Here is a 24,103-nt window from a genome sequence, read left to right as displayed (position 1 = left end):
CCGCACGCGCTTATCATGGGCGCATCGGGCGCGGCCTTGCGCCCTCACGGAGAAACACGAACCCATGCGCGTACTGCTCGTCGAAGACGATCCGCTGATCGGCAGCGGGCTCGAACAGGGTCTGAAGCAGGAAGGCTTCGCGGTCGACTGGGTGAAGGACGGCGACGCCGCGTCGCTCGCACTGCGCACGACCGGCTACGGCCTGCTGCTGCTCGACCTCGGCCTGCCCAACCGCGACGGCCTGTCGGTGCTCGCCGCGCTGCGCCGCCGCGACGAGAACCTGCCGGCGATCGTCATCACCGCGCGCGACGGCCTGTCCGACCGCATCGCCGGACTCGACAGCGGCGCCGACGATTACCTCGTGAAGCCGTTCGCGCTCGAGGAGCTGCTCGCGCGCATCCGCGCGGTCAACCGGCGTCACGCCGGGCGCGCGCAGACCACGCTCGCGGTCGGCCCGCTGCGGCTCGATCCCGTCAAGCATCAGGTCTGGCTCGACGACGCCGAAGTGACGCTGTCGCCGAAGGAATTCGTGCTGCTGCACGAGCTGATGCGCGAGCCGGGCGCGGTGATTTCCCGCGAGCAGTTCGAGGAGCGCCTGTACAGCTGGGGCGAGGAAATCGAAAGCAACGCGGTGCAGGTGCATATCCACAACCTGCGCAAGAAGCTCGGTCACGACATGATCCGCACGGTGCGCGGCGTCGGCTACCGGATCGGTGACGCGGCATGACGGGCCTGCGACGCGCGCTCATGCGCTGGCGCGGCGCATCGCTGCGGCGGCGCCTGCTGTTCTGGCTGCTGCCCGCCGCCTGCGTGATCGGCCTGCTCGCGAGCGCGGGCACCTACTGGGGCGCGCTGCGCGAACTCGACGACCTGCTCGACGACCAGATGCGCAGCATGACGAAACAAATCGTCGTCGGCCCGAGCGGCGAGCTGTCGTTCAGCAGCGACGCCGGCGGCAAGCACGGCTTCAAGGTCGACGATCCCGACGCGGTGCTGCTGCAGGTGTGGCGCAACGGCGCGCTCGTCTATTCGACCGACCGCGATTTGACGCTGCCGCCGCCGGCGCAGACGGGCATCGCGAGCGTCGACGTCGGCGGCCAGTCGTGGCGCACCTACGTGACCGAACGCGGCGGCACGACGATTCGCGTCGCGCAGGCGCGCCACGCGCGCTGGGAAGCGATCGCCGGCATCGCCGTGCATCTGCTGTGGCCGGTGCTGTCGATGCTGCCCGTGCTGGCGATCGGGCTGTGGTTCGGCATCGGCGCGGGGCTGCGGCCGCTGCGCCTGATCGCCGCCGGCCTCAAGCGCCGCAATGCGAACAATCTCGAACCGGTGGACGTCGCGTCGATGCCGAACGAAGTGCGTCCGCTCGCCGAAGCGATCAACGACCTGCTCGCCCGCCTCGACCGCTCGTTCACGCTGCAGCGCCATTTCATCGCCGACGCCGCGCACGAGCTGCGCACGCCGATCATGGGCCTGTCGATCCAGTCGCAGTTGCTGCGTCGCGCGGCGACGCCCGACGAACGCGAGCGCATCCTCGCGCAGATCCACGCCGGGACGACACGGCTCGGCCATCTCGCCGAACAGCTGCTCACGCTCGCGCGCCTCGAGCCGGACGCGCAGACGGCGGCCCTCGCGCCGGTCGATCTCGCCGCGCTATGCCGCGCCGTGGTCGCGGATCGCGCGCGCGTCGCCGACGCGCATCGCGTCGACCTCGGCGCGATCGGCACGTCGCCCGTCACGGTCGCCGGCAACGCCGATACGTTGCGCGTGCTGCTGAACAATCTCGTCGACAACGCGATCCGCTATGCCGGCGACGGTGCGTGCATCGACGTGAGCGCGCGCGTCGACGGCGCGACGCCCGTGCTCGAAGTGTCGGACGACGGCCCCGGCATTCCGGAAGCGGAGCGCGCGGACGTGTGGGAGCGGTTCTATCGCGGCGCCGGCGCGCAGGCGGCGACGTCGTCGGGCAGCGGGCTCGGCCTGTCGATCGTCAAGCGGATCGCCGAGCAGCATCGCGCGACGGTCGCGCTCGGCACGAGCGCGGGCGGCCACGGGCTCACCGTTACGGTGCGCTTCAATGCACCAGCCTGAAGCCGTCGCGATGCCCGGCTTGTCCACAGATTTTGTTGGCAAGCTTGTGGATATCCTGCGCATCATCGCGCTAAGCCCTTGATCCGGCGGGCTTTGGCATGCGTGATGCAGGGCGGGCGCGCGAAAGCGGCGCGCCGCGTGCGATTGTTTCGCCGCCCGCACCATGCCCGTTCCGCGCGCCGCCTGCCAATGCCGCTTCCGGTGCGCGCGCCGCATCGCGCCATTTACCCACAGTTTTTGTTGGCAAGCTTGTGGATATCCTGCGCAAGCCTGCGATAACCCTTTGATCGCGCAGCGAAACACGTTGCGCGTCACGGATGCGGCACCGCGGCGCGCCGGCGGCTTGACGCCCGCGCGCGCGACGCCTCAAGATCGAGCGTGCCGCATGAGACCGGCGGGCGCCGGCTTCGCGCGACACACGCAAAGCGGCACCCTGTCCGCGCAGCACAACGACCATCAACGTGTCCGAGGGGAAGGCCATGCATCATTTCAGCACGCTGAATTTGCTCGCCGCACTCGTCGTCTTCGCCGCCTGCTTCTATCCGTATGTCCGCATCGTCCGCCGAACCGGCCACTCGGGCTGGTGGGTGCTGACGATGATCGTGCCGATCCTGAACTTCGTCATGCTCTGGGTGTTCGCGTTCGTGCGCTGGCCAGCCGTCGACGATCAGCGGAGCAACTGACCGTCGCCGCATCGCGAAGCGGCCGCCCGGTTCGCGGCGCTTCGCTCGCCCTCGCCGTCCGCCGCCACGCGATCGCACGATCGCGTGCGGCCCGACTTTTCCCCAGATTTTGTTGGCAACGATGTGGATAGCCTGCGCATACCGCGGTCAAGCGCTTGATCCGAAAGGCTTTCCTTGCGTTGTCGCGAATGAGGCAGTCGGCAGGTCGATACGCGGCGATACGCCGCCGATCCACGAGACGCAACCCGTCGCGGGCAGGCGCAGGCCGGTCGCCTTTGTCCACAGATTTTGTTGGCAAGCATGTGGACAGCCTGCGCATACCGCAATCAAGCGCTTGATCCGAAAGGCTTTCCTCGTACGGTTGCGAATGAGGCACGCCGCGTGTCGACGCGACGTGCTCGCCATCCGCTCATACGACAATCCACGCATGCCGGCGCAAGCCGACCGCTTGTCCACAGTTTTTGTTGGCAAGCATGTGGATAGCCTGCGCATACCCCGATCAAGCGCTTGATCCGAAAGACTTTCCTCGCGTCGTCGCGAATGAGGCACGCAGCGTGTCGACGCGATGCGCCCGCCATCCGTTCACGCGCCACGCCACGCATGCCGGCGCAAGCCGGCCGCTTGTCCACAGATTTTGTTGGCAAGCGTGTGGATATCCTGAGCATGCGTGACGCAAGTGGTTGATCTCACAACGCTTCGGCACACGCGCCACACATGCGGCACGGCGTTGCGCCGCGTCACGCTTCGCTCAACCGAGCGCCGCGATCGCAATGCGCGTCGCCGCCACGATCACGTCGTCCTTCCTCTTCGCATCGGCGCGCGTCTGCGTGTAGTACACGGTCAGCACGATCGGCCCGCGCGCGGGCGGCCAGAGCACGCCGATGTCGTTGACCGTCCCGTAGTCGCCGGTGCCGGTCTTGTCGCCGACCTGCCATCCCGTCGGCACGCCCGCGCGAATCCGCTTGTCGCCCGTCTTGTTGCCGCGCAGCCATTGCGCGTACTGCGCACGCTGCGGCGCCGGCAACGCATTGCCGAGCGCCAGTGCGCGCAGGCTCGCCGCCATCGCGGCGGGCGTCGTCGTATCGCGCGCGTCGCCCGGCAGCGCGGTATTCAGTTCGGGTTCCCAACGGTCGAGCCGGAACGTATCGTCGCCGATCGAGCGTGCGAACGCGGTCACCGCCGCCGGCCCGCCGATCAGCTTCATCAGCAGGTTCGCGGCCGCATTGTCGCTGTACTGGGCCGTCGCCTCGCACAGCTCGCCGACCGTCATGCCCGCGTCGACGTGCTTCTCCGTCACCGGCGACCACTCCAGGAGATCGGCCTGCCGATACGTCACGCGCTGCGTGAACAGCGCCGGACGCGCGACGGACTCCGCGAGCACCGCCGCAATCAGGATGGCCTTGAACGTGCTGCAGAACGGGAACCGCTCGTCGGCGCGATGCTGCACGCGCCGGCCGGTCGCGGTGTCGAGCGCGTACACGCCGAGGCGCCCGCCCGCGGCGCGCTCGAGTTCCGCGAGCGATGTCGCCGAACCCACGGAGGACGCATTCGCCCGCGGCGACGCACACGCGTTCAGGGTCAGCGCGAGCGGCGCCGTCGCGGCGGCCAGCAGCAGGGTTCGACGTTGCGATGAGTAGGTCATGTTGTTTGTCTCGTGGTGGATGGGATCAGGATGCCGGCCCGGCGAGACGCAATATCCCGGCTTTACGTTTGTCTGACAAGCAATGATAATTGAGCGCTGACGAAAGAATTTCTTATGACAAAGCTCCGCCCCCACCTTCCACTGAATGCGTTGCGCGCCTTCGAATCGTCGGCGCGCCACCTGAACTTCACGCGCGCCGGGCTCGAGCTGAGCGTGACCCAGGCCGCGGTCAGCCAGCAAGTTCGCGCGCTCGAGGAGCGGCTCGGCTGCATGCTGTTCACGCGCCTGCCGCGCGGGCTCGGGCTCACCGACGAAGGGCGCGCGCTGCTGCCCGTGCTGAGCGACGCGTTCAGCCGCATCGAGACGGTGCTCAAGCAGTTCGACGGCGGGCGCTTCCACGAGGTGCTGTCGATCGGGGTCGTCGGCACGTTTGCCCTAGGTTGGCTAATGCCGCGTCTGAAGCGCTTTGGCGACGTTCATCCGTTCGTCGAGCTGCGCCTGCGGACCAACAACAACGTCGTCGACCTGGCGGCCGAGGGGCTCGATTTCGCGATCCGCTTTGGCGTTGGCAACTGGCCGGCGACGCGCAACGAACGGCTGCTCGATGCGCCGCTCACCGCGCTGTGCACGCCGGAGATCGCCACGCGGGTCGCGCAGCCCGGCGATCTCGCGCACGAAACGCAGCTGCGCTCGTACCGCACCGACGAATGGCTCGGCTGGTTCGCGGCCGCGCAGCTCGAACCGTGGCCGGTCAACGGCCCCGTGTTCGACTCGTCGCGGCTGATGGTCGAGGCGGCGATGCAGGGCGCGGGCGTCGCGCTCGCGCCGGCCTGCATGTTCGCGCGCGAGCTGCAGCTCGGCCTGCTCGCGCGACCGTTCGACATCGACGTGCAGGCGGGCGGCTACTGGCTCACATCGCTGAAATCGAAGCCGCTCACGCCGGCGATGACGCTGTTTCGCGACTGGATCGCGAGCGAAGCGGCCGGCGCGGCGGCGGTCGAGTGATCGCGCGATGGCGCGATGGCGCCGCCGCGAGGCCGCATCCGCACCCGCTTGTCCACAGTTTGTGTTGGCAAGGATGTGGATATCCTGGGCATCTGGCCCCTAACCCATTGATCCCGCACGATTTCCTGTTGCGACGCACGAATCGGGCAGGCCGCCCGCGCAGCACCGCGACGAATGCGCCGCGGCCCCGCATTGCCAACCTTCGCGACGCAATGGCGCGCAGCTTGTCCACAGATTTTGTTGGCAAGCCTGTGGATATCCTGCTGACGCGGCGCGTAAGCATTTGACGCAACAGGGAATTCGATCCGACACCACCCGGGCGGCAAGCACGAGGCACACGTGATCGGATCGCCGCGCGCCGCGCCGGCGGCGCGTGCGTTCTCCACAGATTTTGTTGGCAAGCTTGTGGATATCCTGCGCATGCGCCCCCTAACTCATTGAACGCACGGCATTTTGTGTCGCGCGCGCACGATTGTGCAGCGCGGCGGGAAGCCACATGGAAGCGCGGCGGCGCGAGCGCGCCGCCGCGTACGGGCTCAGTGCTTGTCGAGCGAGCCGCGCAGTTCGCGCGCCTTGTCGCGCAGCGCCTCGTAGCCGGAGCGCGCATGCTCGGGCAGGTCCGGGTCGCCGATCAGCGCACCCAGGGTTTCGATCAGGCTGAAGAGAATGCCTTTCGCCGCGCCGACGGCGATGCTCTGCGATTCGATCGACTCGTGCAGGTGGTTGACCGCCGCTTCGAGGTGCTCGAGCTTCTGCTCGCCGTCGTCGGGCCGCTTGTCGGTCGTCATCGTGTGCCTCCGGGAATGTTCAAGGGTCATGTCGCGATTCTATGCCGCTGCGCGCGAGCGTGGCGCGACATCGCGCAACGTTCGCGCGGGCTAGAGCCGGCCGCTCCCCTACAGCACCGCGACGACCTTCACGCGCCCCGGCTCCGCCGCCGCGACCACCTGGCCGTCGACGCGCCGGAACGTCAGCGACACGCTGTCGTCGCCGACCCGCAGATCGTCGATCCGCAGCCAGTCGACGCCTTCCGGCAGCGCCGGCCGCTCGACCCGCACTTCGCGACGCGCGGCGTCGACGCTCACGCCGAGGCATGCCTGCAGCATCATGAACGGCGCGCCTGCCGCCCACGCCTGCGGCAGGCACGCGACCGGATACGCGGTCGGCGGCTCGCCGCGCCGGCGCGGGAACCCGCAGAACAGTTCCGGCAGCCGCATCTCGAAGCTGACCGCCGCCTCGAACAACGCGCGCAGCAGGTTCAGCACGGCGGCCTTGTCGCCGTAGCGCGCGAGCCCGCGCGCGGCGAGCGCATTGTCGTGCGGCCACACCGAGCCGTTGTGATACGCCATCGGATTGAAGCGCGGCTGGCCGGCCGCCAGCGTGCGCACGCCCCAGCCGGTCTGGAACAGCGTCGAGCCGAGCGCGTCCGCGACCGCCGCGCCGCGCGCCGGGTCCGGCAGGCCGAACGCGAGCAGATGCCCGGCGTTCGACGCGAGCACGCGGCACAGCTCGCCGTGACCGTCGAGCGCGATCCCGTAGAAATTCGCGTCGGGCATCCAGAACAGCGCCTCGACCTGCTCGCGCAGCGTCTTCGCGCGCAGCGCATAGCGCGTCGCGTCGGCCGCATGCCCGCGCCGCTGCGAGCACGCGGACATCGCGTCGAACGCCGCGCACGCATACGCCTGCACTTCGACGAGCGCGATCGGCCCATCGGGAAAGCGCCCGTCCGCGTGGAACACCGAATCGTGGCTGTCCTTCCAGCCCTGGTTCGCGAGCCCGCGCTCCGACGTGCGCTGGTAATCGAGGAGTCCGTAAGGATTGCGGTCGCACTTGTCGCTCACCCACTGGATCGCGCGTTCGAGCGCGGGCCACAGTTCGTCGATCAGCGCGTCGTCGCCGGTGTGCTCGACATACGCGCCCGCCAGCACGACGAACAGCGGCGTCGTGTCGACGCCGCCGTAGTACAGCGCGAACGGCACCTCGCCCGTCGCCGCCATCTCGCTCTTGCGGAACTCGTGCATGATCTTGCCCGGCTCGGCGTCGCGGAACGCCGACGTCTCGCGCGCCTGATGCGCGGCAAGAAAACGCAGCACGCCGCGCGCGAGCGACGGCTGCAGCCACAGCATCTGCAGCGACGTGATCACCGCGTCGCGGCCGAACGGCGTCGAGAACCACGGAATGCCGGCATACGGATACGGGCCGGTGTCGAGCTGCGTCGTCAGCAGCCCGAGATCCGCGAGCGAACGGTCGAGCCACGCGTTGAACAGCGGGTTGCCGGTGCGCACGCGGGCCATCGTCGCGCGCCGCGCGCGCATCGCGCGGTGCACCGCGACGAGCGCGGTGCGCAACGCGGCGCGGCCGCACCCGGGCTTTTCGCCGCCCGCCTTGCCGACCGTCGCCTCGACGGTCAGGTAGATCGACACGCACGCCTGCGCGGCGATCGTCAGCCGGTAATCGGCGCGGTCGACCGACAGCGCGTCGGGCGCCGGCGAGAAGTTGAGCGTCACCGCGCGTTCGACGCGATCGAGCCCGTCGTAGCGCAAGCGCACCGCGCCCGCGTCGATGCGCGGCGGCGCGATCGTGCCGCGGCGCGCGCGGCGCGTGCCGCGCACCTCGAACATGTCCTTGAAGTCGGCTCCGAACGACAGCGACAGCGGCACCTCGGCCTCGCTCGCGCCGTAGTTCGTCAACGTCAGCGCTTCGTACAGCACGTTGTTCGCGAGCACGCGCATCCGCTCGATGTGGATCACGCCTTCGGGCGTCTCGTGGCCGCCGAGCGGCGGCAGCGGCCGGTTCGTCAGGTGCGCGGTGAACGACGCGTTGTCGGCGCTGGTCGCGCCCGACAGCAGCGACGGCGCGCGGCCGCCGAAGGTCAGCCGCCATTTCGACAGCACGCGCATGTCGTCGACGAACAGGCCGTCGTCGTGCCCGCTGACGTCGCCGAGCGCGTCGCTGACCACGAACGCGTCGCCGGCCTTCAGCACGTACTGGTTGTTGCGCGCGGCCGCCTGCGGGTCGGCCTCGGGCGCGATGAATGCGGGGCCCGACGCCTGGGTCGGGGGCACAGGCGCGACCTGCGGCGCGCGCGTCGTTGTCTCGTCGGCGTGATTCGGCATCGATGCTCCTGTGTTGGGCAGCACGCGCAGCGCGCGTCGCTCGTTCCGCACAGGATAGGCCAGATTGCGCTGCGTCCGCAGCGACGAACGAACCGCGGCCCCGCACGGCGTCGATGCCGTGCGGGGCCGCTCGCCCGCGACGCCGCGCCAGGCGCGGGTCAGGCGCGGGTCACAAGCGGATCAGAACCGCCACAGGATGTTGCCGAGCACCGCGTTGTCGCGCGCGCCGCTGCCGAACTGGCCGCTGTACGACACGCCGAGCGTCAGGTTCTTCGTGACGCTCGCATCGACCCCGAGCTCGAGCACCGCGCTGTCGCGCGCGATCGGCACGCCCGCGACCTGGAACGACGTGCCGCCGGCCGCGAACGCGAACGTCGACGTCGGCCGCGCGTTGCCGATCGCATGCCGCCAGCCGGCCGTCCCGTGCGCGGTCAACGTGCCCTTCGCGAGCACGCCGAGCTCCGTCGCCGCGCGCACGCCGAGCGTCGAGAAGCCGACATGGCTCGTGTCCGACCCGGTGTGCAGCGCGGCCGCGCCGCCGCTTTCCGTGTAGGCGTTCGTATGCAGGCGCACGTAGGCAAGCCCCGCGAACGGCTCGAGCGCGAAGCGCCCGACGGGAAGCGCGTAGCCGACTTCGCCGAACACCTGCGCGGTGTTCGCGTCGTAGCTGGCCGAGTTGCTGTCGCTGAAGCCCGCGTACGACGGATGACGGTCGGCGTTGATCCGGTGCCACGTATAGGCCGCGCCGCCGCGCACGCCGAGCGCGTCGAACTGCGCGCCGCCGTACAGCACGACCGAGTAGCTGTTCAGCGAGGCCGACGAAGCCTGGTCGTTGTCGAGCGAGCCGTGCGTGACGCTGCCCGCGAGGCCGACGCGCGTGCGGTCGTCGAGCGCCATGTCCGCGCCGGCGATGAAGCCCGTCATGCTGCGGTTGATCGTCGACGCGTTGCCGTCGCCTGCGAGCCGGCTGCGGCCGCCGAAGCCCTGCCCCCACACGACCGGCCGGTACGGCACGTTGCTGACGCAGCCGGCGTGCGAGCCGAGCCGCCGCTCGGGCGGCAGCGCGTTGCCGCGCGCCGCGGCGCCGCCCGTGTCGTCGCACAGCGCCGAGCCGCCCGACGACAGCGCCGCGAGCGGTCCCGACCCCGCCGCGAGCCCCTGGCGCACGCGGTCCGACACCGCATCGCGCACGTAACGGCTGTCGGTCATCAGCATGCTCTTCGCGCTCGCGTAGAACTCGCCGTCGAGTTGCCGGAACGCGGTACGCGCGGTCGGTGCGTCCGCGACGAGCACCGAGTCGTACACCGCATTGCCGGCGCTCAGCGTGCTGATCGCGTTGGCGACCGCCAGCTCGTTCGGCGTCGTCGCGACCGACGCGAACGACGTGCCGTTCGACCCCAGTTGCAGGTACACGTGATTCGCGTCATAGCTGAGCGTCGGCGTCACGAACGCATAGGTCGAGCTCAAGCCCGCGAACTGCCCCTGGACGCCGCCGCCCGCGCTCATGATCATGTACCGCTGGTTCGCCTGGTATGACGCCTGGCTCGCGATCACCTGCACGTTGCCGCCGTTCAGCGTCGCCCTGCCCGTCGCCACGAGGCTGCCGCTTTGCTGCGGCGTCATGGCGACCTGCATCGTCGAGCCCGGCTGGAACGTCACATTGCCCGCGACGTTCAGCGCCTGCCCCGGCAGCGGCAGCGACGCGGTGCCGCCGCTCGCGACGACGAGGCCGCCGATCGTGCCGGTGCCCGTCACCGTTGCGCCGCCCTGCACGGTCACGGTCGATGCGGCCAGCGAGCCGTTGACGGCCAGCGTGCCGGCCCCGACCGTCGTGGGCCCGGACAGCGTGCTCGTGCCGGTGAGCGTCAGTTGGCCGCTGCCCGCCTGCGTGAGCGAGCCGGTGCCGGACAGCACGCTGGCGACCGTCACGTTGCCGGACCGGTTGAATACGAGCGCGCCGTTGTTGGCGATGTTGCCCGCGACGCTGCCCGACGTGCCGCCGTTGCCGAGCTGCAGCGTGCCGCCGGCCGCGATCGTGGTGCCGCCGGTGTACGTGTTGCTGCCGGTCAGCACCTGCGTGCCGCTCGCCACCGTGACGCCACCCGTGCCGGCGATCGTGCCGCCGAACGCGGTGCCGGCGCCGTTCAGCGCCAGCGCGTTCGCGCCCAGGTTCACGTTGGTGCCGGCCGCGCCGGAGAGCGCGCCGATCGTCTGCGCGCCCGTCGCGCCGCTCAGGTCGAACGTCGCGCCCGCGCCGGCCAGGTTCACCGCGCCCGTCGACGCGAGGCTGCCGCCCTCGCCGAGCGCGAGCGTGCCGGCGTTGATCGTGGTGCCGCCCGTGTAGTTGTTCGCGCCCGTCAGCGTCGTCGTCGCCGCGCCGTTCTTGACGAGACCGCCTCCGCCGGAAATCGGGCCGCTCAGCCCGAGGGCGTTGCTGCCGCCGAGCGCCAGCGACGCGCCCGTCCCGAGGTTGACCGCGTTGCCGAGCGTCAGGCTCGTGGTCGTATCGAGCGTCGCCGCGCCGCCGACGTTCACCACGCCGTTGCCGAGCGCCGTGTTGTTGCCGAGCACCACGGTGCCGCTGTTCAGGTTCGTGCCGCCCGTGTAGTTGTTCGCGCCGGTCAGCGTCTGCGTGCCGGTGCCGGCCAGCGTCAGGCTGCCGGCGCCGCCGATCGTGCCGCCGAAGGTGCCGCTGGCGGTCCCGCCCAGCGTCAACGCGTTGCCGCCCAGATTGACGTTCGTCCCCGCGACGCCCGACAGCGCGCCGAGCGACTGGGCACCCGTCGCGCCGCTCAGGTCGAGCGCCGCGCCCGCGCTCGTCAGGTTCACCGCGCCGGTCGACGCGAAACTGCCGCCCGTGCCGAGCGCCAGCGTGCCGGCGTTGATCGTCGTGGTGCCGGTGTACGTGTTCGCGCCGGTCAGCGTCGTCGTCGCCTCGCCGTTCTTCACGAGACCGCCCCCGCCGGAAATCGGGCCGCTCAGCCCGAGGGCATTGCTGCCGCCGAGCGTCAGCGCCGCGCCGGTGCCGAGGTTGACCGCGTTGGCGAGCGTCAGGCTCGTGGTCGTATCGAGCGTCGCCGCGCCGCCGACGTTCACCACGCCGTTGCCGAGCGCCGTGTTGTTGCCGAGCACCACGGTGCCGCTGTTCAGGTTCGTGCCGCCCGTGTAGTTGCTCGCGCCGGTCAGCGTCTGCGTGCCGGTGCCGGCCAGCGTCAGGCCGCCGGTGCCGCCGATCGTGCCGTTGTACGTCGCGTTGCCGCTGCCGGCCAGCGTGAGCGTGCTGCCGCCGAGGTTTACGTTCGAGCTGGCCGCGCCCGTCAACGCGCCGATCGTCTGCGCGCCGCCTGCGCTGATGTCGAAGACGGTGCCCTCGCTCGCCAGGTTCACCGTGCCGGTCGCCGACAGGCTGCCGCCCGCGCCGATCGCCAGCGTGCCGCCGTTGATCGTCGTGCCGCCCGTGTACGTGTTCACGCCGCTCAGCGTCGTCCTCGCCGCGCCGTTCTTCACGAGGCCGCCGTTGCCGTTGATCGCGCCGGCCAGCCCGAGATCGTTGCTGCCGCCGATCGTCAGCGTCGAGCCGTTGGCGAGATTGACCATGTTGGCGAGCGTCACGTTCGTGCTCGAGTCGAGCGACGCCGGCGCATTGACGTTCACCGCGCCGGTCCCGAGCGACGCATTGTTGCCGACCACCAGGCCACCGCCGTTCAGGTTCGTGCCGCCCGTGAAGTTGTTCGCGCCCGACAGCGTCAGCGTGCCGCCGTCGTTCTTCGTCAGCGCGCCGCCGCCCGACACCGTGCCCGACAGCGTGATTCCGGTCGCGCCCTGCACCGTCAGTCCGCCCGGGTCGAGCGTCACGGTGTTGGCGACGTTGAGCCCCGCCGTGCCGGCCTGCAGCGCGCCGCCGCTGGCCGTGATGTTGCCCGTGCCGAGCGACGCGTTGTTGCCGATGATCGCGACGCCGCCCGCCAGCGTCGCGTCCTGCGCGGTCGACGCGCCGTTGATCGTCCAGTTGCCGGCCTCAACGTTCAGGTGATTGAAGTTGATGTAGTTGTTGACCGCGATCGTGCCGCTCGCCGACGTCCCCTGCTGGAGCACGAGGGTGTTGTTGCCGCCCGCGCCGCCGTCGACGACGCCCGTCGCCGCCACGTTGAGCGTGTTCGGGCCGACCGTGATGTTGAACGCGCTCCCGGTGCCGCCCGCCGCGTTGACCGACGAGCCGGTGACCGCGGTAAACGTGTTGTTGCTGTTCGCGCCCATCGACACGCCGCCGTTGATCGTGCCCGAGTTGACGAACGTGTTGCCCTGCCCCGGCGTGCCGTTCGAACCGAACGTGACCCGGCCGTTGATCGTGCCGCTGTTCGACATCTGGACCTGGCCGCCGCCGTACGCGGCGACCACGGGCGCATCCGCGCCGACGAGGGTCGCGCCGACCAGCGGGTTCGAGCCGATCGTGCCGGTGTTCGTGATGTGCGACGTGCCGCCGGTACCGTTCTGGACCGACAGCGCCATGCCCGTCACGCCGCTGACCGCCACCCCGGTCGAGCCGTTCATCGTGCCGTTGTTGACGACCGTGGTCAAAATGCTCGCCGACGCGTTGCCGACGACCGCGCCGCTCGACAGCACGCCGAGCCCCGAGCCGAGCGCCGACGGGTCGATCGTGCCGTTGTTGGTCAGCGTGGTGTTGTTGCCGGTCAGCGACATCGCCGTGCCGCCGACGCCGAGCAGCACGCCGACGCTCGCGCCGGGGTTGACGGTCGCGTTGATGTTGTTCGCGCTGTTCGCATAGCTCGGCTGGAGCGGGTTGGCGACGCCCGAGCAGGTCACGGTGGTGCCCGCCGTGCTGCAGGTGGCGTACGCCGGAATGATGCCCGCGCCCATGAGCGCGAGGCCAACGCCCGTCGGCAGCAGGAATCGCGGAAACGGCTCTCTGGTTTTTCTCGAACGCACGCTGCTCATGCTTTCTCTCCCTCAGTCGGAAACGGACGGCAAGAAACGAATAGACGGCGCGAAACGACAACGACGGGCCACTGCGGCAAGCGAAAAACACGGGATGAACGAGGCCCCTCCGATGCTCCGGAGTGGAGTCGGATTCATGCAGGTTGCAATGTGGAAAATCAGCCCGGAAACGCGGAAAGCGGTGTTAGCCGAATGACATGATGGCGGCCCCTCTGGCAGCGACGTTCTGGTTGATTTGATGACTGCCCTGCTAATTGTCAGACAAGGTATATCAAAGAGGTCCCATTTGCCAAACGATATGTCGTTATCGGCGCGGAAATTAGAATACGTCGGTATTTTCCCGCACTGGCTTTCCCGTGCCGGCAGGCGCCGCGCTGCGCTCCGGCTTCAACCGGAAAATGGGAAAAACTCAAAACTCGATTTATTGAACGATTTTATTAATTCTTGCAGTATAAGAAATCGATGCTCGCCGAATTATTAAATACCTCCATAATAAATATCTGGATGCACCGCATCAAAATCGATTACATCCATTCAATTTGACCTGGATCATTTCTGTTTTCGACTCGCTTGAATCGGATGGCATGGAATCTGCTGTCGCGACGGGCGGGACGCCCGAACGGTGCGTGTGCAGGCAGGCATGCCAGCGGGCCGGGGGACGGGGGCCGGGCCGACATGGATTCAGGAAGCGGCGGGAGGCCGGCGGACGGGAGATGGAGATCGCCGGCCGATGCCGGCGGCGGGCGCCGGGAGCCGGGAGCCGGGCCGCGCGGAAAGAGAGGAAGTAAGGAGGCGGAACGCGCCGCGCGTCAGGCGGCGGCGCGCATCGACACGCGGCCCATCGCCGCCGCCGCGCCGCGGACCGCGCAGGTCAGCGGATCGTCGGCCACCCGCGCCGCGAGCCCGGTCTCGTCGTGCAGCCGCTTGCCGAGGTTCGAGAGCAGCGAGCCGCCGCCCGTCAGCACGATGCCGCAGTTCGCGATGTCGGTGACGAGCTCGGGCGGCGCGTTCTCGAGCGTGCGCTTGACCGCGCTCACCACCGCGTTCAGCGGCGCGGCGAGCGCATCGGCGACGTCGTGGTTGCTGAGCTCGATCGTGCGCGGCAGGCCGTCGACGACGCTGCGCCCGACCGCCCGCATCGTTTCGCGCGGCACGCCGGCGCTCGCGGTGCCGATCGTCTTCTTCACATGCTCGGCGGTCTGCTCGCCGAGCTGCACGCCGTACAGCGCGCGGACGTGATTGATGATCGCCGCGTCGAACTGCTCGCCCCCGATGCGGATCGCCTCGCGATAGACGACGCCGCCCAGCGCAACCACCGCGACCTCCGTCGTGCCGCCGCCGATATCGACGACGAGCGAGCCGATTGCGTCGGTCACCGGCAGGCCCGCGCCGAACGCGGCGGCGAGCGCCTCGTCGACCAGCGTGACGCTCGCGGCGCCCGCCGCGAGCGCCGCCTCGGACAACGCATGCCGCTCGACGGCCGTCGCGCCCGACGGCACGCACAGCGTGACCTCGACGCGCCGGCCGAACCGCGAGCGCGTGCGCGACATGTCGATGAAGTGACGGATCATCTGCTCGGCTGCATGCGCGTCGGCGATCACGCCGTGCTGCAGCGGCCGTACCGCCTCGAGATGGACGGGCTCGCGGCCGAGCAGCGCCTTCGCGCGCTCGCCGACCGCCTCGAGCGTCTGCCGCGCGACCACGCCGCCCGGTTTGCGAAAACAGATGACCGACGGCTGGTTCAGCACCACGCCCCGGTCGTGCGTGTAGATCCGCGTGCTCGCGGTACCCGGATCGATCGCGACGGGGGGCGCGAACAGCTTTCCGAACAGCGGTGTCGACATGAGCAAACCTTTACGAGCGGGGAAAAAACGTTTCCGGCGACGCACGGCGCGTGCCGGCCCATCCCCGACTTAGCGGCAAATTATGCCGACACTTTAGGCAATCCACGTGATTTTTTCGCGACGATATCGTTTGCGGCGCGTCGACGGCGTCCGGCAACGGGTCCCGACCCTCGCTCCGGGCCCGCAAAACACGTTAATCTCTCGGCTTTGCCTGCTTCCGGCAGGCTTCCGACGCCCATCACGCCTGCTAACCACGATGACAGCGCCCGATTCTTACCGCTGGCGGGAGGTGCGCCGCCTCTGCCCGATGCTCGCCGCCCTGTGGTGCTGCGCCGCCATTGCGCAACCCGTGCCGGCCGCCGGCGCGGCCGCTGCGCCCGACGCCGCCGCGCTCCCGAACGCTTCGCACGCCTGCCATCCCGACGGCGGCCCCGCCGGCCGGCCGGCGGTCGGCCTCGTGCTGTCCGGCGGCGGCGCGCGCGGCTACGCCCATCTCGGCGTGCTGAAGGTGCTCGAGGAAAACCGCATCCCCATCGACTGCATCGCCGCCACCAGCATGGGCGCCGTGGTCGGCGGCCTGTATGCCAGCGGGATGCCCGCCGCCGAGATGCAGAAGCGCCTGTCGGAAACGAATCTCGCCGACATCGCGTTCGACGTGACCGAGCGCGCGGACCTGCCGCAGAGCCGCCGCGAGGACGAGCGGCTGTACGCGAACGGCGCGACGCTCGGCTTCAGCGGCAAGGGCGTGAAGGCGCCGGCGGGGATCGTGCAGGGCAACCGGCTGCAGGCGCTGCTCGCCGACTGGACCGCCGCCGTGCCGATCAACCAGCCGTTCGACCAGTTGCCGATTCCGTATCGCGCGATCGCGACCGACCTGCAGACCGGGCAGATGGTGGTGCTCGATCACGGCTCGCTGCCGCTCGCGATCCGCGCGAGCATGGCGATGCCGGGCCTGTTCGCGCCCGCCGAGATCAACGACCGGGCGCTGGTGGACGGCGGCCTCGTCAGGAACCTGCCCGTCGATAGCGCGCGGCAGATGGGCGCGGACGTCGTGATCGCGGTCGACATCGGCTCGCAGTTGCGGCCGCTCGACGCGCTCGCGTCGCCCGCCGACGTGATGCAGCAGATGGTCGGCATCCTGATCCGCCAGAACGTGGCGTCGCAACGCAAGGCGATGACGCCGCAGGACGTGCTGCTCACGCCCGAGCTCGGCTCGCTCGCGTTCACCGATTTCCAGAAGGCGAACGAGGCCATCGCCGCCGGCGCTGCCGCCGCGAACGCGGCGCTGCCGCACTTGCAGCGCTACGCGCTCACGCCGGAGCAGTATGCCGCCTACCGTGCGGCGCACACGCAGCCGCTGCCGCCGGCGATCCGGATCACCGACATCGAGATCCGGACCAGCGGCGGCGTGCCGCAGCGGGTCGTCAGGGACGCGCTGCATGTGAAGCCCGGCGACACCTACGACCCGAAGGCGGTCAGCCGGGACCTGCTGACGCTGACGACGGGCGGCAATTTCGAGAGCGTCACGCAGCAGGTCGTCAGCCACGGCGACGAGAACCGGCTCGTGATCGATGCGCGCGAAAAATATTGGGGTCCGAATTTCCTGCTGTTCGGCCTCGGCATGTCGAGCAGCTCGACCGACCAGGGCGGGTTCCGGCTGCACGTCGGCTACCGGCGCCCGTGGCTCACCGAGTCCGGTCTCGAGTTCCGCACCGACGCGACGGTCGGCAGCGACCTGGATGCGGTGCACGTCGAGCTGCGCCAGCCGCTGTCGGTGAAGTACGGCGATTACATCGCGCCGTACGCCGAATACCAGCGCCGCTACGCGAACCTGTACGACGATAGCGGCGACGTGAAGGTCACGCAGTACATGATCCAGACGGCGCGCGCCGGCATCGACTTCGGCGTGCCGATCGGGCGGCTAGGCGATTTCCGGATCGGCCTCGCCTACACGCACAGCCACGGCTCGCCGACCTACAACCTGCCGTTCGACTTCGACGACAGCGGCCAGACGACGCTGCTGTTCCCCAGCTACTCCGCGGATGCGCTGTCGGCCCGTGCGCGGCTCGTGATCGACCAGCTCGACGATCCGATGTTCCCGCGCAAGGGCTACTTCGCCGAATTCCGCGTCGAGCGCTCGCTGATGTCGCGCAACGGCGCGTCGTCGGATAACTTCGATTCCAGGATCACCAACGCGCCGTACACCGAGCTGTACGGCAAGCTGATGGTCGCGCAGCAGTTCGGCCGGCACAGCGTCAGCGCGGGCGTCGAGGGCGGCAAGAGCATCGGCGGCACGAACCTGATCAACGCGTTCAACTTCACGCTCGGCGGGTTCCAGCACCTGTCGGCCTACGCGGCCGACCAGCTGAACGGCGATTCGCTCGTCTACGGGCAGATGACCTACATGAACCAGCTGGCGACGTTCAGTTCGTCGCCCGTCAAGGCGCTCTTCATCGGTGCGAGCGCGGAGGTCGGCAACGTGTGGTCGGGCGGCACGGGGATCGGCGGCGGCGCGCTGAAGCAGAGCTACACGTTCTTCACCAGCCTGACCACCGCGTTCGGCCCGGTGTACATGGGGGTCGCGCTCGCGCCGGGCGGCCGGCGCAACATCTACCTGCAGCTCGGCCGCACGTATTGATGCGCCGCGCGGCCAGCGGCATGTGCCGGCCGCCGGCCGCGCCGGTCACGCGGGCCAGCTGATTTCGAAGCGCGCGCCGCCGAGTTCGGCCGGATCGACCACCGCGATCCGGCCGTTGTGCGCCTGCAGCGCCTGCCGCGTGATCGCGAGACCGAGCCCGTAGCCGCCGGTGCGCCGGTCGAGCCGCACGAACGCTTCGAAGATCCGCTCGCGCTCGGCCTCGGGCACGCCGGGGCCGTCGTCCTCGACGTAGACGCCGATGTTGCCGTGGTCGATCGCAATGCCGACCACGATGCGCGAACGCGCGTACTTGCTCGCGTTGCGCAGCAGGTTGCGCATCGCGTACGACATCAGGCGCCGGTCCATCTCCACGCGCACGTCGGTCGCGATCGCGATGCGCGTCTCGATCGTCTTCTCCGGATACAGCAGCGCGGCGTCGTTGATCTGATGCTCGAGCCATGCGGCCAGCGCCGTCGGCTCGAGGTTCGACTGCAGCGAGCTGTATTCGAGCCGCGCGTAGGTCAGGCTCATGTCGATCAGCTCGTCGAGCTCGGTGACGTCCTGCGCGATGCTGTCGAGCGCGCTCTCGTATTCGGCCGCCGAGCCGGGCTCGCGCAGGATCTCGAGCGCGAAGCGCACGCGCGCGAGCGGCGTGCGCAGCTCGTGCGAGATCCCGTTCGTGAGATCGCGCTGCGCGGCGATCAGGCGCTCCATCCGCATCGCGAGCGCGTTCAGCGTGCGCGCGAGCGGGCCGATGATCACGCTGTGCGATTCGCGCGCGCGCGTGTTGAAGCGCCCGCCCGTGAAGTCGATCGCACGCTCGCGCACCATCACGAGGTCCGACCACACCGGCCGCATCCAGCGGTACGCGGCAAGCGCGGGCGCGGCGAACACGAACGCGAGCACCAGCCACACGTCGCCCGGCAGCGCGTCGAACGCATGCCACACCAGGCGCGGCGACAGCACGACGCACAGCGCGAGCGCCGGCACAAGCGCCGTCAGCAGCACGAGGCCGAGCAGATGCAGGTAGGTGCGCAAGTACAGGCGCGACCAGCTCGGGATGCGGTCGGCGCGCGTGTCGGTCCACGCGCGGCGGAAATGCATCCAGCGCCATCTGACGTAGCGCAGCGGCGACAGGTGGGGCGCATCGGGATGCGCGGCGGTACGTTTGATCATCGCGGGTCTCGGGTCTCGGCTATCGGATGGGGCGGCCGCGGCCGGCCCGCGCGGCGTCAATCCCACGCCTGCTTGCTGAACTGGTAGCCCTTGCTGCGGATCGTCTTGATCCGCTGCGGGTTGCTCGCGTCGTCGCGCAGCTTGCGGCGCAGCTTCGAGATGCGTCCGTCGATCGTGCGGTCGAGGCCGTCGAATTCGACGCCGCGCAACTGCAGCATCAGGTCGTCGCGGCTGACGACCTCGCCCGCGTGGCAGACGAGCGCCCACAGCAGGTCGAACTCGGCCGACGTCAGGTCCGGCGCGCTGCCGTCCGGCAGCATGACGGTGCGGTCGGTGCGGTCGATCGAGAACTTGCCGAACGTATAGCGCTCCGGCTGCGGGGCCGAGCTGTCGGTGACGCGCGCCGGCGCGCGGCGCAGCTGCGCCTTGATCCGCGCGAGCAGGATGCGCGGTTCCACCGGCTTGTGCACGTAGTCGTCCGCGCCGAATTCGAGGCCGAGCAGCTCGTCGAACGGCTCGTCGCGCGCGGTCACCATGATGATGACGCCGTCGTACTGCTTGCGCGCCTCGCGGCAGATCTCGAAGCCGTCCTTGCCCGGCAGGTTCACGTCGAGGATGACGAGATCCGGGCGGATGGACAGGATCGCCGGCACTGCGGCATCACCGTGCAACACGGTGTCGACTTCGTAGTCGTTCTTGCGCAGATAGCCGGCGATCAGCGTGGATAGGCGAGTGTCGTCTTCGACGAGCAGGATCCGGAAAGACATGGGCAAACAATCGGTTCAACGGGGAAGCGGCGCCGAAACGGACAAGGTTCGGCGGCCGAAACGTACCGCATGATACTGCGCCTGCCGGGTGCGCACCTTCTTATCTCCAAAAAGGAGGGCGCAAAGACCAGCCGGCGGCGCATGACGCTTGACGAATCCGCGCCGAGACGGTTCCATACGGGCTCGCCGCAATCCGGGCCCCGCGCCGCCCTCGCCTGACGTCATGAATTACCAATCGATCATCGAACGCATCCACACCGAACTCGCCCCCTGGATCGGCCAGGGCCGCGTCGCCGACTACATTCCCGAACTGGCGAAGGTGCCGGCCGACAAGTTCGGGATGGCGGTCGTGACGCTCGACGGAAACGTTTACACGGTCGGCGACGCGCGCGAGCGCTTCTCGATCCAGAGCATCTCGAAGCTGTTCGCGTGCACGCTCGCGTTCCAGCTGCTCGGCGACGCGCTGTGGGACCGGGTCGGGCGCGAACCGTCGGGCAACGCGTTCAACTCGCTCGTCCAGCTCGAGACCGAGCGCGGCAAGCCGCGCAATCCGTTCATCAACGCCGGCGCGCTCGTCGTCACCGACGTGCTGTGCCGCCGCTTCGTGAAGGCCGAGACCGCGCTCGTCGAGTTCGTGCGGCGGCTGATCGGCGCGGCCGACGTCGACTACGATTCGCGCGTCGCGCTGTCGGAACTGCAGCACGCCGAGCGCAACCGCGCGATGGCGCACTTCATGGCGAGCTTCGGCAACATGCAGATGCCGCCCGAGACGGTCGTCGACGCGTACTGCCGCCAGTGCGCGATCGAGATGAACTGCGTCGAGCTCGCACGCGCCGCGCTGTTCCTCGCGAACGGCGGCGTCGCGCCGGTCACGGGCGAACGGATCGTCGATTCGAGCTCCGCGAAACGGCTGTCCGCGCTGATGCTGACCTGCGGCACCTACGACGCGGCCGGCGACTTCGTGTACCGGGTCGGCCTGCCCGCGAAGAGCGGCGTCGGCGGCGGCATCGTCGCGGTGCTGCCCGGCGAGATGGCCGTGTGCGTGTGGGCGCCGGGGCTCGACGCGAACGGGAACTCGCTCGCGGGGACCAGGGCTTTGGAATGGTTGACGACTTATTCGGGGCGGTCGATCTTTTGAAGCGCCGAAGTCAAGCGTGCCTCATTTGGCGCAACGGCGGCAGATTCATATCGACGCGCGCCGGCGCGCTCAATGGGGAATTCGGCCATCGGCAGTAATCGACCCACTGCCGTCATCCCTTGGTTCGCAAAGCAGCCGTTCGGCGATCGTCCTCCAGACCATAGAAGCTCTTGAACACAGCGATTGGAGCTTCGACCGCCAGCGCCTGGAACGGAAAGCAGAGCGCCAAGTCTTGAATGTCCGCTGCGTGCGATAGCCGGTTTATGAAACTGTCGGCGACGCCGCCCCTGACCATGCCGTAACGATTGAGCAATTGCCCCCACAGAGGCATGTTGCGGAATCGCGATTCTGCAACCCTGGCACTCGCAACATACTCCTCTGGAAAGCACCGTCGATAAGCGCCCAGGTTATAAAGCCAAGATGTGCCGACAACACGTGCCGCATCTTTGTGGTTCCGCCCGACGTGATCGAACAGCGAGCGGAGTTCACAAAGTCGCTCGGGCAGGCGGTCAATGCTCAACGGAGAGACCGTGAGCGGGTCGACATTCTGGAAGTGAACGCGAACGCATCCATCATCCTGCATGACATATGAGAAGCAGCCGAACGCTGCGGGTACTGATTGCCCCCGCGCACCTTCGACACGTGCGAGATAGCAGCGATAGGTCCAGTCGGACAGGTCTGTAGCCTGCCTGAAGCCGTCTATGTAATGGCGCCATGCCGGATGCGCTTCGTCGAAGCCGCGGCCAAGCCCGAGACGGACGTAGACGTTCGTATAGACCAGCAACGCCTGCTCGATCCTCATGCCTGTTAGGCTGGCAGCGGCTCGTGCAAAGCGAATCTGCAAATCGAAGAACTCCCTGCTGTATTGCACCCGGACATCCTCCCTGGGCAGGGATTGTCAACGATCTGGCCTTCCATGCCAATCGACCGCTCTTGGCCGAACTCGGTCGTCGAAGGCGGCGGGCACTTGCCCGCGCAGTCCGCGCCGGAGGGGTTACATGTCAGTTTATATTTCCAGAGTGCACGCACGCTGGCGCTGGAATGGCTGACGACTTATTCGGGGCGGTCGATTTTTTGAGGCACGAAAGTCAAGCGCCGCTCGTCCGGCGCAACGCCGGCAGGTCGATAGCGGCGCGCGTCGGCATGCGCAATGGAGAAATCGCCCTTCGGCAGCGGTCAACGTGCGTCGGTCAACGCCGCCCACCTCAATGCTGGTCAAGATACAGCTTGGCCTGGCGGACCTCCGGCCGAGTGGTGTCCGCGTCATGAGTAAGCACAACGAGCTTTCCGTAGTAGAGCTTCGCCTTCCGTTTTTCCTGCGCCAGATCCGCCGCCGTCGCCGCGCCATACAGGCCGCGCAAGCGGTTGGGAGTCGCTTGCATCGATGCTTCATATTCCTTCAGCGCATCGGCAGGCCGCATCAGATCGAGCAACATCTCGCCGAGCTGTTCGCGCATCGGGTAAAGCCGGTTCTCCATCGCGACATTCTTTTCGCTCCCGTCCTCCAGATCGGCCGCGGCGCGCATCTGCTTCAGCGCCTCGTCGTCGTTGCCCCGGGCATGAGCCAGCCACGCCGAAGCGGCCAGGATCTGCACCTGGACCTGCTCGGCCCAGTAAGGCTGGCTTGACTGTTCGAGTTTCGCGCGCAACTGCGTGAGCATGTCGATATTCGGCTGCGCCATGTCCGCCTTGCCGCCGCGAGCGCAGCCCAGCGCGCGGGCAAAGTACGTGATTGCCTCGGCCTGCGGCCAGCGACTGCCGCGCGGCTCCAGCGCAGCCGCTTCCTGCCAGGCGCCGCGCTCGAGCGCATAGCGTGCCGGGATGGCTTCCAGCCCGGTATAGGTTACCAGTCGGTCGAACGGAAATTTCGTGGCGGCATCGGCGTCGTCGCGGACCTGTCTTGCGTGTGCGTCCTGGCCCAGCTGCAGGTACGCGTACTCCATGAAGTCCCATGAATGGGGCGCCGACGGATGGGTGGCGCCCGGCCAGGTCCTGGCGGCCTCTTCGCGCATCACCTTCAGCGCCGCTTCGTTCGATTTGACGGACGCGGCCCACATGCCGAGCATCGAGTAGATGTGCGAGGGCATATGCACGGCGTGCGGCGCCGCCGGAGCGATCTGCGCGTATTTGTTGGCGAACGGCAATCCACGCTGCGCGAGCGGTGAATAGTCGTAGCTGTGGATCAGGTAGTGCGCAATACCGGGATGGTCGGGCTGCTCACGGTAGATTTTCTCCAGGATCGCTGCCGCCTTGAGTTGATTCGCGTACGTCTTGTCACTGGGCGGCGCGGCCTCGTTGAGTGCGAGCGCGTAGAAGATCGCGGCCTCCGAATCACCGGGATATTTCTGCGTCAGGCGCGCCATTGCGTGCTCGTATGCCAGCGTGCGCTGACTTTGGGGGACCTGGTCGTAATCCTTGTAAAACGCCTCGGCCGCGAGCAGCCAGTCACGCTCCCGTTCGGTCCCGGGACCCAGCGCGAGACCTTTTTCCACCGCATCCGATCCGCGCTTGAGCGCCGCCTCGTCGAACGGCGGAACCAGCGGATTGGGCGGCTGGGCCATCGCAAGGCCCCAATACGCAATCGCACATTGCGGATCGGTCTTGATTACGGCCTCGAACGCCTTGAGCGTCGCCGGGTAAAAGAACGAATGCAGCATCGCCAGCGCCTTCTCGAACTGGACTTGTGCCGCCGCGCTGCACGAAGTCGGGAACGTCACCGTGCCGAACTTCCCGCCCCCCGGCTCCGCAGCGACGTGTTCTTCGTGTTGGGCGAGCACGGGAGCCGCCGCGAGGATCGCGAGCACGCATGCGCCGGTTAGCTGCCTGTGATTCATGATGACCTCCTCCGCAGGGCGAAGGGCGTACTTCACGCACGATCGTCGAAAGTGGCGCCGGGCGGCCCGGCAGTGCTGTCCGTCACGATGCCATTGTCGTGGGAGAGGTCCCGGGTCGCCGCGCGTGATGCCAATGGCAGGAATCGCGTGGCGAGGCTCTTTTGTTTCTAGTCAAGGCAGGTGCCAGCCAACACGCTCGGAAACCCTGAG

The 24,103-nt window shown here is 68.6% G+C and carries 15 protein-coding genes; 6 read left to right on the top strand and 9 right to left on the bottom strand.

Going from position 1 to position 24,103, the window contains the following annotated elements; all coding sequences use genetic code 11:
* The first annotated feature begins 64 nt into the window (after window positions 1-64).
* From ACFIMZ_RS23120 to ACFIMZ_RS23110, 3 genes are all read left to right on the top strand, one after another.
* A complete protein-coding gene (locus tag ACFIMZ_RS23120; RefSeq protein WP_431824631.1) occupies window positions 65-727 on the top strand; it encodes a response regulator in 663 nt (220 codons plus the stop codon).
* Window positions 724-2,094, top strand: coding sequence for an ATP-binding protein (locus tag ACFIMZ_RS23115; protein ID WP_431824630.1), 1,371 nt, complete (start codon window positions 724-726; stop codon window positions 2,092-2,094). The genes ACFIMZ_RS23120 and ACFIMZ_RS23115 overlap by 4 nt, the downstream gene beginning before the upstream one ends.
* A gap of 479 nt (window positions 2,095-2,573) precedes the next feature.
* Window positions 2,574-2,777 (top strand): hypothetical protein, encoded by a 204-nt coding sequence (locus ACFIMZ_RS23110; RefSeq protein ID WP_431824629.1) that lies wholly within the window; start codon window positions 2,574-2,576, stop codon window positions 2,775-2,777.
* A gap of 748 nt (window positions 2,778-3,525) precedes the next feature.
* On the opposite strand, the gene blaPEN-bcc is transcribed toward ACFIMZ_RS23110, so the two are convergent.
* Entirely contained in the window at window positions 3,526-4,419 is an 894-nt protein-coding gene (gene blaPEN-bcc / locus ACFIMZ_RS23105) for a PEN family class A beta-lactamase, Bcc-type (protein WP_431824628.1), read from the bottom strand.
* A 114-nt stretch (window positions 4,420-4,533) separates the two neighbouring features.
* Here blaPEN-bcc and penR point away from each other — a divergent pair, with 114 nt between their 5' ends.
* Window positions 4,534-5,424, top strand: a complete 891-nt coding sequence (penR, locus tag ACFIMZ_RS23100) for a beta-lactamase transcriptional regulator PenR (protein WP_431824627.1) — start codon at window positions 4,534-4,536, stop codon at window positions 5,422-5,424.
* Between the two features lie 536 nt (window positions 5,425-5,960).
* Here penR and ACFIMZ_RS23095 read toward each other — a convergent pair.
* From ACFIMZ_RS23095 to ACFIMZ_RS23080, 4 genes are all read right to left on the bottom strand, one after another.
* Complete coding sequence (locus ACFIMZ_RS23095) at window positions 5,961-6,212, bottom strand: hypothetical protein (RefSeq protein WP_431824626.1); 252 nt, start codon at window positions 6,210-6,212, stop codon at window positions 5,961-5,963.
* A gap of 108 nt (window positions 6,213-6,320) precedes the next feature.
* Window positions 6,321-8,540 carry an amylo-alpha-1,6-glucosidase gene (locus ACFIMZ_RS23090; protein ID WP_431824625.1) on the bottom strand — a complete coding sequence of 740 codons (2,220 nt, stop codon included), beginning with the start codon at window positions 8,538-8,540 and terminating at the stop codon, window positions 6,321-6,323.
* A gap of 180 nt (window positions 8,541-8,720) precedes the next feature.
* Window positions 8,721-13,496 (bottom strand): autotransporter domain-containing protein, encoded by a 4,776-nt coding sequence (locus ACFIMZ_RS23085; RefSeq protein WP_431824624.1) that lies wholly within the window; start codon window positions 13,494-13,496, stop codon window positions 8,721-8,723.
* Window positions 13,497-14,305: 809 nt separating this feature from the next.
* A complete protein-coding gene (locus tag ACFIMZ_RS23080; RefSeq protein ID WP_431824623.1) occupies window positions 14,306-15,340 on the bottom strand; it encodes a rod shape-determining protein in 1,035 nt (344 codons plus the stop codon).
* Window positions 15,341-15,596: 256 nt separating this feature from the next.
* On the opposite strand from ACFIMZ_RS23080, the gene ACFIMZ_RS23075 reads away from it, so the two are divergent.
* A complete protein-coding gene (locus tag ACFIMZ_RS23075; protein WP_431824622.1) occupies window positions 15,597-17,978 on the top strand; it encodes a patatin-like phospholipase family protein in 2,382 nt (793 codons plus the stop codon).
* Between the two features lie 45 nt (window positions 17,979-18,023).
* Here the strand turns inward: ACFIMZ_RS23075 and ACFIMZ_RS23070 are convergent, their stop codons facing one another.
* Window positions 18,024-19,154, bottom strand: coding sequence for an ATP-binding protein (locus tag ACFIMZ_RS23070; RefSeq protein ID WP_431824621.1), 1,131 nt, complete (start codon window positions 19,152-19,154; stop codon window positions 18,024-18,026).
* Between the two features lie 56 nt (window positions 19,155-19,210).
* The gene (locus ACFIMZ_RS23065) at window positions 19,211-19,921 is read right to left on the bottom strand and encodes a response regulator (RefSeq protein ID WP_431824620.1); all 711 of its coding nucleotides are present in this window, start codon (window positions 19,919-19,921) and stop codon (window positions 19,211-19,213) included.
* 223 nt (window positions 19,922-20,144) lie between these two features.
* Between ACFIMZ_RS23065 and ACFIMZ_RS23060 the strand changes: the two genes are divergently transcribed.
* Window positions 20,145-21,059, top strand: coding sequence for a glutaminase (locus ACFIMZ_RS23060; protein ID WP_431824619.1), 915 nt, complete (start codon window positions 20,145-20,147; stop codon window positions 21,057-21,059).
* A gap of 112 nt (window positions 21,060-21,171) precedes the next feature.
* Here ACFIMZ_RS23060 and ACFIMZ_RS23055 read toward each other — a convergent pair whose 3' ends face one another.
* Both ACFIMZ_RS23055 and ACFIMZ_RS23050 read right to left on the bottom strand, forming a co-directional pair.
* A complete protein-coding gene (locus ACFIMZ_RS23055; RefSeq protein WP_431824618.1) occupies window positions 21,172-21,930 on the bottom strand; it encodes a hypothetical protein in 759 nt (252 codons plus the stop codon).
* 334 nt (window positions 21,931-22,264) lie between these two features.
* Entirely contained in the window at window positions 22,265-23,893 is a 1,629-nt protein-coding gene (locus ACFIMZ_RS23050) for a hypothetical protein (RefSeq protein WP_431824617.1), read from the bottom strand.
* Between the last annotated feature and the right edge of the window lie 210 nt (window positions 23,894-24,103).

Origin of the sequence: Burkholderia sp. F1 (assembly GCF_050813845.1) — a bacterium.
Classification (GTDB): Bacteria; Pseudomonadota; Gammaproteobacteria; order Burkholderiales; family Burkholderiaceae; genus Burkholderia; species Burkholderia ubonensis.
This window is presented reverse-complemented; position numbering and strand designations above follow the sequence as displayed.